The sequence below is a fragment of the Neptunomonas sp. genome (genome assembly GCF_041601355.1).
Taxonomy (GTDB): domain Bacteria; phylum Pseudomonadota; class Gammaproteobacteria; order Pseudomonadales; family Balneatricaceae; genus Neptunomonas.
The window spans coordinates 1-12,910 of sequence record NZ_JBFIIH010000026.1; the positions used below are offsets into that span (position 1 = coordinate 1).

Below are 12,910 nucleotides of genomic sequence, written 5' to 3' on the forward strand. Positions count from 1 at the left end.
CTATTTAATCTGGAAGGGGAAGTGGTAGGTATTAACTCACAGATATATACGCGCTCTGGTGGTTTTATGGGGTTATCTTTTGCTATCCCTATTGATGTAGCGATGAATGTATCTGCACAGTTACAGTCAGATGGTTTTGTGACACGAGGCTGGTTGGGTGTTGTTATCCAGGAGGTTAATAAGGATTTAGCCGAATCATTTGGACTAAATAAGCCAGCAGGTGCTTTGGTGGCCAAGGTGCTTCCAGATAGTCCTGCCGAAAATGCCGGTTTGCAGGACGGTGATATCATTCTTAAATTTGATGGTCAGCAGATTAATCTTTCATCAGATCTGCCGCATCAGGTGGGACGAGTTGTGCCGGGTAGTAGTGTTCAACTTGATATCGTCCGGGGCGGCAAAAATAGAAAAGTAGCAGTAAAAATCGGTACGCTATCCGATGGAGACCGGCCAGAAAAAGCTTCTCATGGTATTTCTCCTGAGCCAGAGGGTAATCGCCTCAATGTTGTCGTTTCTGAATTAACAGATCAACAAAAAGATAAGTGGAATCTACGTAACGGTGTTGTTATTGAAAAAGTATTAGCGGGTGCGGGTGCGAATGCTGGCTTAGTGGCCGGTGATGTTATAACCATGTTGAATGGCAAGCGTGTTGAATCGATTAAGCAGTTTATAAGCTTGGTTAATGATTTGCCGGTGGGTCGTTCAGTGCCTTTGCGGATCGTACGTCGTGGCAGCCCATTGTTTATTCCGCTTAAATTGGGCAGTTAATCTGTAAAGTCGTCAATTGCTTAAAAACACCCCCCGTTAGGGGTGTTTTTGTATCTGGCTGTTATGCTGTTATTCGACAGCGAGATAGCCGAAAGCCTATAAATACGTTAAACTTGCGCCTTTTTCGTAAGCTTCGCCAATCGCTTCAAGTGCCTGAGAATCAAATATTGTGAGTAAGATCGAGCATATCCGCAATTTTTCCATTATTGCCCATATTGACCATGGTAAATCCACACTGGCTGATCGTTTTATTCAGACGTGTGGCGGTCTTTCATCACGTGAAATGGCAGCTCAAGTCCTTGATTCCATGGATCTGGAAAGAGAGCGTGGTATTACCATTAAAGCCCAGAGTGTGACATTGGATTACACGGCGAAGGATGGGAAAATTTATCAGCTGAATTTTATCGATACTCCAGGGCATGTGGATTTTTCTTACGAGGTGTCACGATCGCTGGCAGCATGCGAGGGGGCGTTGTTGGTTGTAGATGCCGCTCAAGGCGTGGAAGCGCAATCGGTAGCGAACTGCTATACGGCATTAGAGCAAGGGCTGGAAGTGCTTCCGGTACTCAATAAAATGGATCTGCCGCAGGCAGAGCCTGAACGCGTTCGTCATGAGATTGAAGAGGTTATTGGCATTGATGCAACCCATGCAATCTCTTGTTCGGCTAAAAGCGGTATGGGAATAGATGATGTGCTGGAAGCATTAGTCCAGACCATCCCTGCTCCTGAAGGAGATATTAATGCTCCGCTTCAGGCGTTAATTATTGACTCATGGTTTGATAATTATCTGGGTGTGGTTTCCTTGGTTCGTGTCAAAAATGGAACATTACGCAAAAAAGATAAAATACTCATGAAATCAACCGGACAAGCTCAGCTGGTTGACTCCGTAGGGATATTTACGCCGAAAAGAACTGAAACCGGAATTCTTAAAGCCGGTGAAGTTGGCTATGTCGTCGCCGGTATTAAGGACATTCATGGTGCACCGGTCGGTGACACGATTACTCACGCTAAAACACCTGATGTTGCTGTCCTCCCGGGGTTTAAAAAAGTACAGCCGCAGGTGTATGCGGGACTTTTCCCTACCAGCTCTGATGACTATGAAGATTTCCGCGATGCACTGGATAAGTTAACCTTAAACGATGCTTCGTTGTTTTTTGAACCAGAAACGTCTGATGCTCTGGGCTTTGGCTTTCGCTGTGGCTTTCTGGGTATGCTTCATATGGAGATCATTCAGGAGCGCCTGGAACGTGAGTATAATCTTGATCTGATTACCACCGCGCCAACAGTAATTTATGAAATAGTGTTAAATACCGATGAAGTAATTCATATTGATAGCCCTTCAAAGCTACCGGATCCGGCACGTGTTAAAGAGATGCGTGAACCGATTGTTCAGGCAAACATACTCGTACCCAACACGTATCTTGGACAGGTGATTGGCTTGTGTGTTGAAAAGCGCGGAGTGCAGAAAAATATGCAGTTCGTTGGGCAGCAAGTACAGGTGACCTATGAGTTGCCGATGGCTGAGGTTGTACTGGACTTTTTTGATCGACTCAAATCAGTAAGCCGCGGCTATGCATCACTTGAATATAATTTTATTCGTTTTGAGCCGGCCTCATTAGTCCGTATGGATGTATTGATTAATAGCGAAAAGGTGGATGCTTTAGCGCTTATCTTACACAAGGATAACGCGCAATTTCGTGGTCGTGCTTTATGTGAAAAAATGAAAGAGCTGATTCCCCGGCAAATGTTTGACGTGGCTATCCAAGCAGCATTGGGTGGAAAAATTATTGCCCGGACTTCGGTGAAAGCATTACGTAAAAACGTCATCGCAAAATGTTACGGTGGCGATGTCAGTCGTAAGAAAAAACTATTGCAGAAGCAGAAAGAAGGTAAGAAGCGCATGAAACGGGTCGGTAGTGTCGATATTCCGCAGGAAGCTTTCCTGGCCGTTTTGAAAATGGATAGTTAAGGAAAAACGATGAATTTTGATTTTGCATTTGTCTTAGTATTGGCTACGTTTGTGACAGGGGTTGCATGGTTAGCTGATACGCTCCTGTTTGCTGAAGAGCGAAAGGATGTTTTGCTGGCGGCGGAACAATCCGCCGATGGTCAACTTCCAGAGGACGTAAAAGAAAAAATCACCAGAAAGTCATGGTGGGCTGATTTTTCACAGTCAATGTTCCCGGTTCTTGCTGTAGTTCTGGTTGTCAGGTCTTTTTTGGTAGAACCATTCCAGATACCTTCGGGATCTATGTTGCCTACCTTGCAAATAGGTGATTTTATTCTGGTGAATAAATATCACTACGGATTGCGTTTGCCGGTATTGAACTCTAAAGTCGTTCCGCTTAATGATCCTGAGCGCGGAGATGTAGTGGTATTTAAATACCCGAATGATCCTGCAGTAAACTACATTAAGCGTGTAGTGGGTTTGCCCGGTGATATGATTCGTTATCAGGATAAAATCATTTATGTGAATGGTGAGCCTCAGATGCAGGATTTGCTGGCAAAGTTACCACCAAGAAGCCCACAGACATTACTTTATAACGAAAAATTGGGCGAAGTGGCTCACGAAATCTATAATGATGTACAAGCGCCAAGCAGGACTGGTGAATGGGCAGTGCCTGAGGGGCAGTATTTTGTGATGGGTGATAACCGCGATAACAGTAATGACAGCCGTTATTGGGGGTTTGTACCGGATGAGATGTTAGTGGGTAAGGCCTTTGCCGTCTGGATGCACTGGCCAAGCTTCTTTAGCATTCCTGATGTTACCGCCATGCGATCTATCAATTAGTACCAGAACACGTTGGTGAGAATAATGGTTAGACATGAAAGAGGTGCATCGTTCTTCAGTATGTTAATAGTGCTGATGATGGCAGGAAGCTTGTTGGCAACAGCATTTAAAATATATCAGCCCTATCTTGATCATATGGCGGTTAAATCTGTGCTTGAAAATATCACAGTTGACTATGACGAGTTACGCAAACCATTGGCGACGATCAGGACTGATATAAATCAGCGTTTGTATATTAATCAGGTGAGCTTGCCGAACCAGGAAGCGTTAAGCATCATTGATGACAAAGGACTGCTGAAGTTTGACCTGAAGTATGAAGTTCGGCTTCCGATGTTTTTCAATGTCGATGCTGTTATAAAATTTGCAGAATATTATGAAGCAGTAAGACCTTGATTAAATCTATACCTGATCTGACACGTCGCCTCGGTTACTCATTTAATGAGCCCGCTTATTGTGAGTTAGCGCTGACACACAGAAGCTGTGGGAAAAGCAACAATGAGCGTCTGGAGTTTCTTGGCGATTCGATTGTGAATTTCGTTATAGCGGATGATCTCTTTCAACGTTTTCCTAAAGCGAGAGAAGGGCAGTTAAGTCGGTTGCGAGCCAGTATGGTTAAAGGGGAGACACTTGCCGAAATCGCGCGTGAGTTAAAGCTCGGTGATTATCTTCGTCTTGGCCCAGGTGAATTAAAAAGTGGTGGCTTTCGCCGCGATTCGATATTAGCTGATGCTGTTGAAGCGTTAATCGGTGCTATTTATCTGGACAGTAATCTTGAAGTGGTTAGAGGCTTCATTTTAGGCTGGTTTGAAGAACGACTCACTAACCTTGATATTGATGAAGCTTTAAAAGATTCAAAAACTCGCTTACAGGAATATCTTCAATCGCGTCGTTTTCCTTTGCCCGATTATGAATTGATCAGGGTGGAGGGCGAAGCACATGCACAAACATTTTATATCACTTGCAGTATACAACCATTGGATGAGAACACTGAAGGGGTTGGCAATAGCCGTCGCCAGGCTGAACAGGAAGCTGCTAAGCAAGCGCTTCTTCAATTAGAAGAGGTGAAAAAATGAGCGAAGATATGCAAAGCTGGATTCAACCTGAAAATTCAGAAGCTGATGAACAACGCTGTGGTTTTGTTGCGATCGTTGGCCGCCCTAATATGGGTAAGTCAACATTGATGAATTACATGTTAGGGCAGAAACTCAGTATTACTTCGAAAAAGCCACAGACAACCCGTCATCAGATACTCGGTATTAAGACGGTGGATGATCTGCAGATTATGTTTGTGGATACTCCCGGGTTGCATAAAGAACAAAATAAAGCACTGAACCGTTACATGAACAAGGCCGCATCGGAAGCATTACGCGGTGTGGATCTCGTTCTTTTTCTTGTCGACAGAACCGCCTGGACTGAAGAAGATCAGATTGTTCTTGAGAAAGTTCAGCACGCCAAATGTCCGGTAATTCTGGTCGTTAATAAAGTCGATCAATTGGCTGATAAGTCATCGTTATTGCCGCAGCTTGGTATTCTTGCAGAAAAAATGAATTTTGCCGACATTATTCCTGTCTCTGCTAAAAGCGGAAGGAATGTAGATAAGCTGGAAGAGATTATCTGCAGCTACATGCCTGAAGGTGTACATCATTACCCCGAAGATCAGCTAACCAATCGAAGTTCGCGTTTTATGGTAGCGGAAATTGTACGTGAAAAGCTGATGCGCAATGTTGGTGACGAAGTGCCCTATGGGGCAGCCGTTGAGATAGAAGAGTTTGTTCATGACGGAAGGTTGTTAACCATCAGTGCACTGATTTTGGTAGAACGAGAAGGTCAGAAGAAGATTATTATCGGAGATAAAGGCGACCGCATGAAAACGATTGGACGGGATGCTCGTTTAGATATTGAGGCTTTGTTTGATTGTAAAGTAATGCTGAAGCTCTGGGTAAAAGTTCGCCGTGGCTGGGCCGATGATGAACGAGCGTTGCGCAGTCTTGGTTATGACCATGGCGAATAATGAACTACAAGGTTGACGCGCAAGCGGCCTACGTACTTCATTCCCGTCCCTACCTTGAAACCAGTGCATTAGTCGACTTCTTTACGTTGGAGCAAGGGCGTATCAGCGCCGTTGTTAAAGGTGCGCGCCGCCCGGGTTCAAAACTACGCGGCGTGCTACAGCCTTTTGTTCCACTGCAGATAACGCTGCGAGGTCGCCAGCAGTTAAAAACCCTGACGCAAGCCGAGTCAGTGGGAATGAACGGTATTTTGCAAGGAAGAGCATTGATGTGCGGTATGTATGTCAATGAGATGATGCAGCGGCTGCTTTCTCCTTTTGATCCTCACCCTCACCTCTATATATATTACCAGTATGTGCTCAATGAATTGGTAGCAGGACAGGATATAGAAGGCGCATTGCGTACCTTTGAGCATCGATTACTGGCGGAAACAGGGTATGGATTGCCAATGGATTCGATTTCAGGTCCGGACCTCTATCTGTTTGATGTGGAACATTGGCATTTCAGAAAAGTTACGCGTATTGCTGATGCAGACCGGAGTCGCTGTTTTCGTGGTAAAGATCTTCTAGCTATTGAGCAGGATTGTTATGATACGCCTGAGACACGTCAGTCAGCGAAACGGCTCATGCGTCTTGCGATTGATCATCTACTTGCTGGTCGGCCATTGAATAGCCGTTCACTCTTTCAGAAACAATGAGGAATACACCGTGGTTGAGCCAAGCCGCTTATTATTAGGTATTAATATTGATCATGTTGCGACACTGCGTCAGGCGCGAGGTACGCGTTATCCTGATACTGTTTTAGCGGCCGCGTTGGCAGAAGAGGCCGGTGCAGATGGGATTACGGTGCATTTGCGTGAAGATAGAAGACATATCCAGGATCGTGATATCTACCTGCTGAAAGAAACACTGCAAACACGTATGAACTTTGAAATGGCAGTCACTGAAGAGATGATTGGCCTCGCTTCTGAGGTGAAACCAAGGCATTGCTGTTTAGTCCCTGAAAAACGCGAAGAACTCACCACCGAAGGGGGACTGGATGTTGTCGGGCAACTGGAAAAGATCAGGTCAGCTACACAACGTCTTGCTGCTCACGATATTGAAGTGTCGCTTTTCATTGATCCGGATTACGCCCAGATAGATGCGACCCTTGCCTGTGGTGCACCTGTCATTGAGCTGCATACGGGCGCCTATGCTGATGCTGAAACCCCCGCCGAACAGAAAAATGAGTTGCAGCGGATCCGCAAAGCAGCTGCTTATGCCTTTGAGAAGGGATTGATTGTTAATGCTGGTCATGGCTTGCATTATCACAATGTTGAGCAGATTGCTGAAATCCCCCAGCTAAATGAGCTGAATATTGGTCACGGTATTATTGCCCGGGCCGTTTTTGTTGGATTGAAAGAGGCTGTTGCTGAAATGAAACAGCTTATGACAGTTGCACAAACACGTGTTCAATCGCAGCGAGATGCCCTGACGCGATGATTCGGGGAATTGGGACTGATATCCTTCAGCTTGAGCGTGCATGTGCAGCGCTTAAGCGAACACCTGGCTTGGCCAAGCGTGTCTTAACGCTGGCTGAGCTGGAGTTCTATGAGAAAACGGCTCAGCCAGAGCGTTTTTTTGCTAAGCGTTTTGCCGCAAAAGAGGCTGTTGTGAAGGCTCTCGGTACGGGTATTGGGCGCGGTGTTAGCTGGCAGCATATAACAATCAGCAATAATGAACTGGGTAAGCCTGAGGTTCATCTTTCCGGTGGTGCTGAAGCACATGCTCAGCGTCAGGGTATTGATACTGTACATATCTCTTACAGTGACGAGCGTGATTATGTTGTCGCTTTTGCTATCGCAGAGTCTGTCTGAAGCGGCTCGCCGGAAATCTCACTAAGTATATCTTTTGCAGGTGCTGCTATATCCAGTAAAGGGGCAGCATCTAACGATTCCGCATCCATCATTGTTGCTACTTGCAGTAATGACGAAAGAATTTTTTCCTTTTTAACATCATCTAAACTTTCAAAGCGATTAATAAACTCTTCGTGAAGTAACGGAGGGGCGGACGCTAATGTCTTCTCTCCTGTGTTTGTCAGACGTGCATTGACAATGCGGCGATCTTTTACGCTACGAACCCGCTCAACCAGTTGCCGATCTTCAAGGCGGTTAAGGATAGTTGTCACAGTGGCCTGGCTGAGAGATACATCATCTGAGATTCGTTTAACCGTGACATCTCCCAGAATATTAATAGCGCGCAGAACCATAACTTGGGGAATAGTAAGCCCGCAGGTTTTCATAATGCGTTTGGATTGCATGTCGGTGGCGCGAATGATACGCCGCAGTGTAATTAAAACTTCCTGCCAGTACAAAGAGGTGCTCATAGTAACTCCAACAAGAAGTTTGGTTGCGGCATTAGATTGGATAATCATATGAGTATAATGGTTATTTGATTTGAGATCTAATCATTAGAGGTGTAAGGTATATTATCTTTATGTCAGATTTAGGATGTGAATGCCCATATGAAGCCTATTTTTATAGCAATACCATTGTTGATTGCAAGTTCATTAGCGCAGGCTGATAATAGCTGTGGAAAAGTCACTATTGCAGATATGAACTGGAGCTCTGCTAGTTTAATCGCCAATATTGACCGTTTCATCCTTGAGAAAGGCTATGGTTGTGAAGCCGAGCTTGTGCCCGGCGATACTATGCCGACAGGCACCGCCATGATTGAAAAAGGTGAACCTGATATCGCTCCTGAAATGTGGAGTAACTCAATGAAGGACGCATTGGATAAAGGGGTAGCCGAGAAACGTTTACGTTTCGCGGGTCAATCCCTTTCGGATGGTGGCGAGGAAGGCTTCTGGGTTCCGCAATATATGGTGGATAAGGACCCAAGTTTGGCTACGATTGAGGGTGTAATTAAAAGTGCAACCATGTTTAAGCACCCGGAAGATCCGGACAAGTCAGCGTTTTATGGTTGTCCAGCCGGGTGGAACTGCCAGATTTCTTCAGGAAACTTATTTACTGCACTAAAACTTAAAGATAAAGGGTTTGATTTGATTGACCCGGGTTCAGGTGCAGGTTTGTCAGGCTCTATTGCTAAGGCCTATGCACGGCAGGAGCCGTGGTTTGGCTATTATTGGGCACCCACAGCCGTGCTTGGTAAGTATAAAATGGTCAAGGTTGACTTTGGGTCAGGGATTGATAAAGAAGAGTTTATCAACTGCTCATCGAAAGAAGATTGCCTTGAGCCTAAAGTAACAATGTACCCGCCTTCTTTAGTCCAAACGCTAACAACAGAGAGCTTTGCTGCTAAATCTCCGGCCGCTTATGAATATTTGTCTAAACGTTCATTTAAGAATGAAAAGATGAACGAGCTACTTGCCTGGATGGAAGACAATCAAGCCGATGGCGATGTAGCAATGGAGTATTACTTAACTAATAACAAAGATAATTGGATGACATGGGTTCCTGCAGATGTTGCGGAAAAAGTGCAAAAAGCATTGGATAGCCTGTAATAAATACTTAAAAGTCAGGCCAGCTTTTGCTGGCCGTAGTCCCTTTGTTGCATATTTGAGGTACACGCATGGCCGATTCGTCATGGTTAACAAAATTCCCCCAGATGGACCGCGTAGATTTAGTCGAAATACGTAAAGGGTTGGATTCAGCTTACCGAGATTTTTCCAGAGAGTACGGAGAGGTTATTGAGTCCATCTTTGATCCCCTGTTGATCTTTCTTGTATGGTTCGAAAAATTACTGCTTACCACGCCTTGGTGGATCATCATTGTCGCTGTAGCCGCGTTGGTATACCTCGTTAGCCGTTCCTGGAAGCTATCCTTAGGCGTCGTCGTCTCATTTCTTGCCATCGGTTATTTTGGCATGTGGGAAGATACGATGCGAACGCTAAGTATCATTACCGTCTGTACTCTGATGGCGATTGGTTTAGGTATTCCTATTGGTATTGTGATGGCACGCTCTGATAAAGCGCGTAGCGTTATTACACCGATGCTGGATATTATGCAGACGATGCCGGCGTTCGTCTATTTGATACCCGTAGTTATGCTGTTGGGAATCGGGAAAATACCGGGCGTTATCGCGGTTATTATTTATGCAATTCCCCCAGTTATTCGTTTAACCAATCTTGGGATACGTTTAGTTGACTCTGAAGTAATGGAAGCTGCAACCGCTTATGGAGCAAACCCGACTCAGCGGTTGTTTGGTGTTCAGCTACCCTTGGCTATGCCTACTATTATGGCGGGAATTAATCAGACGATTATGATGGCCCTTTCTATGGTCGTTATCGCGTCAATGATTGGTGTTAAAGGATTAGGCCAGCCTGTATTGAAGTCGATTACTAATCAATATTTTACGCTAGGTTTGTTTAATGGTCTGGCAATCGTTGCGCTTGCTATTATTTTTGACCGTGTTTCACAAGCTTATGCAAAACGAACCCAACGACATATGCAGGGTATAGAAAATGCCTGAACCACTGATTAAGATTGAAGGTCTTTATAAACTCTTCGGTAATAAGCCTGAATCAGTTATGCCGCTGGTTCATGAAGGGCGCTCAAAAGACGATATTCTTGCTCAAACCGGACATACGTTAGGCCTGAAAGACATTAATTTAACGATTAATAAAGGCGAGATTTTCGTTATTATGGGTTTGTCAGGTTCTGGGAAGTCGACGCTAATCCGTCACTTTAACCGCTTGATTGATCCGACCGAAGGCGTCATTAAAGTCGACAACATTGACGTTATGAAACTCTCTCCTAAAGAGCTGGAACAGTTCAGACGGCATAAGATGTCAATGGTGTTTCAGCGCTTTGGGTTGATGCCACATCGTACTGTGCTTGAAAATGTGGGTTATGGTCTTTCCATTCAGGGGAAGAGCAAGGCAGAGTGGACTGCTAAGGCGACTGAATGGCTTGAAACGGTCGGACTGGCTGGATATGAAGCTCAATACCCCGCGCAACTCTCGGGCGGTCAGCAACAGAGAGTAGGGTTGGCGCGAGCCTTGTGTACTGATGCTGAAATTTTGTTAATGGATGAAGCATTCTCGGCATTAGATCCGTTGATTCGTAGCGAAATGCAGGATCAATTAATTGAACTTCAGGATAAATTACATAAAACTATTATTTTCATTACCCATGATCTGGATGAAGCGCTCAGATTAGGTGATCGTATTGCTATTTTGAAAGATGGTGAGATGGTTCAGCAAGGTACGCCAGACGATATTCTTCTTAACCCCGCTACCGATTATGTGGAAGCGTTTGTTAAAGATGTCAATCGCGCCAGAGCGTTGACCGTAGAAACCGTTATGAAACCGCCTTCACGGCGTATTACCGCAGATACCATTGCCGAAGCACTTGTGCAGATGAAAGCGATTAAAGGCGATTATGGCTACTATGTAAATGCTGATGGATATCAGGGCGTAGTCACTCAGGATGCTCTGGAAGCATGCAGTGATGATTCTCAGAAAATGAGTAATAAAGTCTGGGAAGATATGCCCGGTATTTCACCCGATGCCATGCTGGAAAGTGTGATTCCCGAGACGCTTGAAGGGAAGTACCCTCTTCCGGTTGTGGATGAAGATGGAAACCTGAAAGGCGAATTATCGCGTAGTAATCTTGCTGGAGTGTTGGGTGGTGACGCGGTCAAAAGCGTTGATGAAAGAGCCTCATAACGACCAGTGAAGAGATATAAAATAGTCTGCCCTATAATATCTGCCCTATAAGCGCTCAATAGGGCAGACTTTTTTCTATTACAATGTGATTGATATCGGGAGTAAACTAGCGTTATCAAGCATTGGAGAGAAACATGGATAAGCTAGAAACCTTGCGTTGTGAAGCCTGTAAGGCCGGAGCTCCGTTGGTTACCCCGGATGAGTTGAAAGCGTTTATGTTACAAATCCCTGAATGGAAACTCAAAACGCGTGATAATATTATGCAGCTTGAGCGCGTCTATCGTTTTAATGACTTTGTTCAAGCGATGGCTTTTACCCAAAAGGTAGGTGAGCTTGCCGAAATTGAAGACCATCATCCCGCTATTCTGACAGAGTGGGGAAAGGTGACAGTCACTTGGTGGACGCACAAAATTAAAGGATTACATCGCAATGATCTGATCTGCGCTGCAAAAACAGATCTGCTCGACCACAAATAAGAGCTTCTTCGGGCGATGCTGCCTGCAAATATATCGGACAAACAGCTAAGGATAATTAATGTCACTTCCCGGGAAAGAGATTCATCGCGGCTACGATGAATTTGGTGTCATTCGGGTGCTGGATGATGGCAATAAACGTTACCTCTCTTTTGGTGAAGTTGATGAACAAAGTTGTTTGCTCAAAAGTGAACCGCATATCCCACAACACGAATATGTGCGTGCCATGTTGCTGGTGCTGCTATTTTGTGAACCTAAGCGCTGTATCACTTTAGGGTTGGGGGCCGGGAGTTTGACTAGCTGTCTGCACCATCATTTACCATCATTAAAGCAGGAAGTGGTTGAACTTAGAGCGGGCGTTATCCATGCTGCATACAAATACTTTCAATTGCCACGCAGTAAGAGGCTTGTTTTGCATCACCTGGATGCTCAGGACTTTCTGCAAAGCGTCGAAAGTAAAAAAGCAGATGTTATTTTTAGTGATATTTACGGTGCCGATGGCCTGGATGAGCAGCAGCTCCAGCCAGATTTTATACATGAGTGTTATCATCGTTTAAAGCCAGGAGGTTGGTTGGTACTCAACTGCTGGCGCGATCATCAGAGCGAAGCGACATTAGCGATGTTAGGTGAACTGTTTTCTGATATACGAAGCTGCGCTACACAGAGTGGTAACTGGGTTATTTTTGCAGGAAACAGTGTGAATACACAGTCCGCTAAGCAGCTCAAAGCACAAGCCCGAGAACTCAGTCAGCAGTTGGGTTTTTCCTTTAGCCCGCAGTTGAGTAAGTTGAAAAATCACGTAAATACATAATCCTATCTGTATTTCTGCGTGAGTTTATTCATATATTAAATTGATGGCATTTACTCTTGAAATAGCATGGTTAATTGACATGACTGTGAAAGGGAGTATTCCTATTAGAGGTATCAGAGAGAATGCTTTTCGCAGTGTAGTGCTAAAAGTGCTCAGGGAATATGAAATGATTAGTCAGTATCTCACTATTATTGATAGAAATGTTAATAGAAGTATTGAGAGCAATTATCAGATCACCCGTGCAATCAGATTGCATAGTATTTTATTGTGCTCGCAAAAGGCGGGTGCTTTATCGGTTGTTACAATGAGCTTCTACAAAAGCAAAACTAACTGATGTACTCAAACAAATAGGGAAGTTTTCGCTAGGTAAATTAGATTTATCTATCTGAAAGCC

At 44.7% G+C, this 12,910-nt stretch carries 15 protein-coding genes; 14 read left to right on the top strand and 1 reads right to left on the bottom strand.

Annotation, left to right across the window (positions count from 1 at the left end):
• The 9 genes from ABY436_RS06210 to acpS form a co-directional block, all read left to right on the top strand.
• Positions 1-765 (top strand): PDZ domain-containing protein (locus ABY436_RS06210; RefSeq protein ID WP_372738132.1); only part of this gene is annotated, 765 nt, incomplete at its 5' end.
• A gap of 169 nt (positions 766-934) precedes the next feature.
• Entirely contained in the window at positions 935-2,734 is a 1,800-nt protein-coding gene (gene lepA, locus ABY436_RS06215) for a translation elongation factor 4 (protein WP_372738133.1), read from the top strand.
• A 9-nt stretch (positions 2,735-2,743) separates the two neighbouring features.
• A complete protein-coding gene (lepB, locus tag ABY436_RS06220; RefSeq protein ID WP_372738134.1) occupies positions 2,744-3,556 on the top strand; it encodes a signal peptidase I in 813 nt (270 codons plus the stop codon).
• A gap of 24 nt (positions 3,557-3,580) precedes the next feature.
• On the top strand, positions 3,581-3,949 hold the full coding sequence (locus tag ABY436_RS06225) for a DUF4845 domain-containing protein (protein WP_372738135.1): 369 nt from the start codon (positions 3,581-3,583) through the stop codon (positions 3,947-3,949).
• On the top strand, positions 3,946-4,629 hold the full coding sequence (rnc, locus tag ABY436_RS06230) for a ribonuclease III (protein WP_372738136.1): 684 nt from the start codon (positions 3,946-3,948) through the stop codon (positions 4,627-4,629). Before ABY436_RS06225 ends, rnc begins: the two co-directional genes overlap by 4 nt.
• Positions 4,626-5,567 (top strand): GTPase Era, encoded by a 942-nt coding sequence (gene era / locus ABY436_RS06235; RefSeq protein WP_372738137.1) that lies wholly within the window; start codon positions 4,626-4,628, stop codon positions 5,565-5,567. The genes rnc and era overlap by 4 nt, the downstream gene beginning before the upstream one ends.
• Positions 5,567-6,262 (top strand): DNA repair protein RecO, encoded by a 696-nt coding sequence (gene recO / locus ABY436_RS06240; RefSeq protein ID WP_372738138.1) that lies wholly within the window; start codon positions 5,567-5,569, stop codon positions 6,260-6,262. Before era ends, recO begins: the two co-directional genes overlap by 1 nt.
• Positions 6,263-6,272: 10 nt before the next feature.
• Entirely contained in the window at positions 6,273-7,046 is a 774-nt protein-coding gene (gene pdxJ / locus ABY436_RS06245) for a pyridoxine 5'-phosphate synthase (RefSeq protein WP_372738139.1), read from the top strand.
• Positions 7,043-7,420: a holo-ACP synthase gene (gene acpS, locus ABY436_RS06250; protein WP_372738140.1), complete on the top strand. Its 378-nt coding sequence runs from the start codon at positions 7,043-7,045 to the stop codon at positions 7,418-7,420. Before pdxJ ends, acpS begins: the two co-directional genes overlap by 4 nt.
• Here acpS and ABY436_RS06255 read toward each other — a convergent pair.
• Positions 7,384-7,929 (bottom strand): MarR family winged helix-turn-helix transcriptional regulator, encoded by a 546-nt coding sequence (locus tag ABY436_RS06255; protein WP_372738141.1) that lies wholly within the window; start codon positions 7,927-7,929, stop codon positions 7,384-7,386. The two genes, acpS and ABY436_RS06255, sit on opposite strands and share 37 nt — an antisense overlap.
• Before the next feature lie 138 nt (positions 7,930-8,067).
• On the opposite strand from ABY436_RS06255, the gene ABY436_RS06260 reads away from it, so the two are divergent.
• From ABY436_RS06260 to ABY436_RS06280, 5 genes are all read left to right on the top strand, one after another.
• Positions 8,068-9,066: an ABC transporter substrate-binding protein gene (locus ABY436_RS06260; protein WP_372738142.1), complete on the top strand. Its 999-nt coding sequence runs from the start codon at positions 8,068-8,070 to the stop codon at positions 9,064-9,066.
• Positions 9,067-9,134: 68 nt separating this feature from the next.
• Positions 9,135-10,034 carry an ABC transporter permease gene (locus ABY436_RS06265; protein WP_372738143.1) on the top strand — a complete coding sequence of 300 codons (900 nt, stop codon included), beginning with the start codon at positions 9,135-9,137 and terminating at the stop codon, positions 10,032-10,034.
• Positions 10,027-11,232, top strand: a complete 1,206-nt coding sequence (locus tag ABY436_RS06270) for a glycine betaine/L-proline ABC transporter ATP-binding protein (RefSeq protein ID WP_372738144.1) — start codon at positions 10,027-10,029, stop codon at positions 11,230-11,232. The genes ABY436_RS06265 and ABY436_RS06270 overlap by 8 nt, the downstream gene beginning before the upstream one ends.
• Before the next feature lie 134 nt (positions 11,233-11,366).
• A complete protein-coding gene (locus tag ABY436_RS06275; protein ID WP_372738145.1) occupies positions 11,367-11,708 on the top strand; it encodes a 4a-hydroxytetrahydrobiopterin dehydratase in 342 nt (113 codons plus the stop codon).
• A 58-nt stretch (positions 11,709-11,766) separates the two neighbouring features.
• Complete coding sequence (locus tag ABY436_RS06280; protein WP_372738146.1) at positions 11,767-12,516, top strand: spermidine synthase; 750 nt, start codon at positions 11,767-11,769, stop codon at positions 12,514-12,516.
• Positions 12,517-12,910: the final 394 nt, after the last annotated feature.

Bases quoted from the DNA above. Each gene is read 5' to 3' on its own strand.
- ABY436_RS06255 (WP_372738141.1), bottom strand. From the start codon at position 7,929: ATGAGCACCTCTTTGTACTGGCAGGAAGTTTTAATTACACTGCGGCGT.
- recO (WP_372738138.1), top strand. From the start codon at position 5,567: ATGAACTACAAGGTTGACGCGCAAGCGGCCTACGTACTTCATTCCCGT.
- ABY436_RS06280 (WP_372738146.1), top strand. From the start codon at position 11,767: ATGTCACTTCCCGGGAAAGAGATTCATCGCGGCTACGATGAATTTGGT.
- ABY436_RS06275 (WP_372738145.1), top strand. From the start codon at position 11,367: ATGGATAAGCTAGAAACCTTGCGTTGTGAAGCCTGTAAGGCCGGAGCT.
- acpS (WP_372738140.1), top strand. From the start codon at position 7,043: ATGATTCGGGGAATTGGGACTGATATCCTTCAGCTTGAGCGTGCATGT.
- ABY436_RS06260 (WP_372738142.1), top strand. From the start codon at position 8,068: ATGAAGCCTATTTTTATAGCAATACCATTGTTGATTGCAAGTTCATTA.
- lepB (WP_372738134.1), top strand. From the start codon at position 2,744: ATGAATTTTGATTTTGCATTTGTCTTAGTATTGGCTACGTTTGTGACA.
- era (WP_372738137.1), top strand. From the start codon at position 4,626: ATGAGCGAAGATATGCAAAGCTGGATTCAACCTGAAAATTCAGAAGCT.
- ABY436_RS06265 (WP_372738143.1), top strand. From the start codon at position 9,135: ATGGCCGATTCGTCATGGTTAACAAAATTCCCCCAGATGGACCGCGTA.
- ABY436_RS06270 (WP_372738144.1), top strand. From the start codon at position 10,027: ATGCCTGAACCACTGATTAAGATTGAAGGTCTTTATAAACTCTTCGGT.
- ABY436_RS06225 (WP_372738135.1), top strand. From the start codon at position 3,581: ATGGTTAGACATGAAAGAGGTGCATCGTTCTTCAGTATGTTAATAGTG.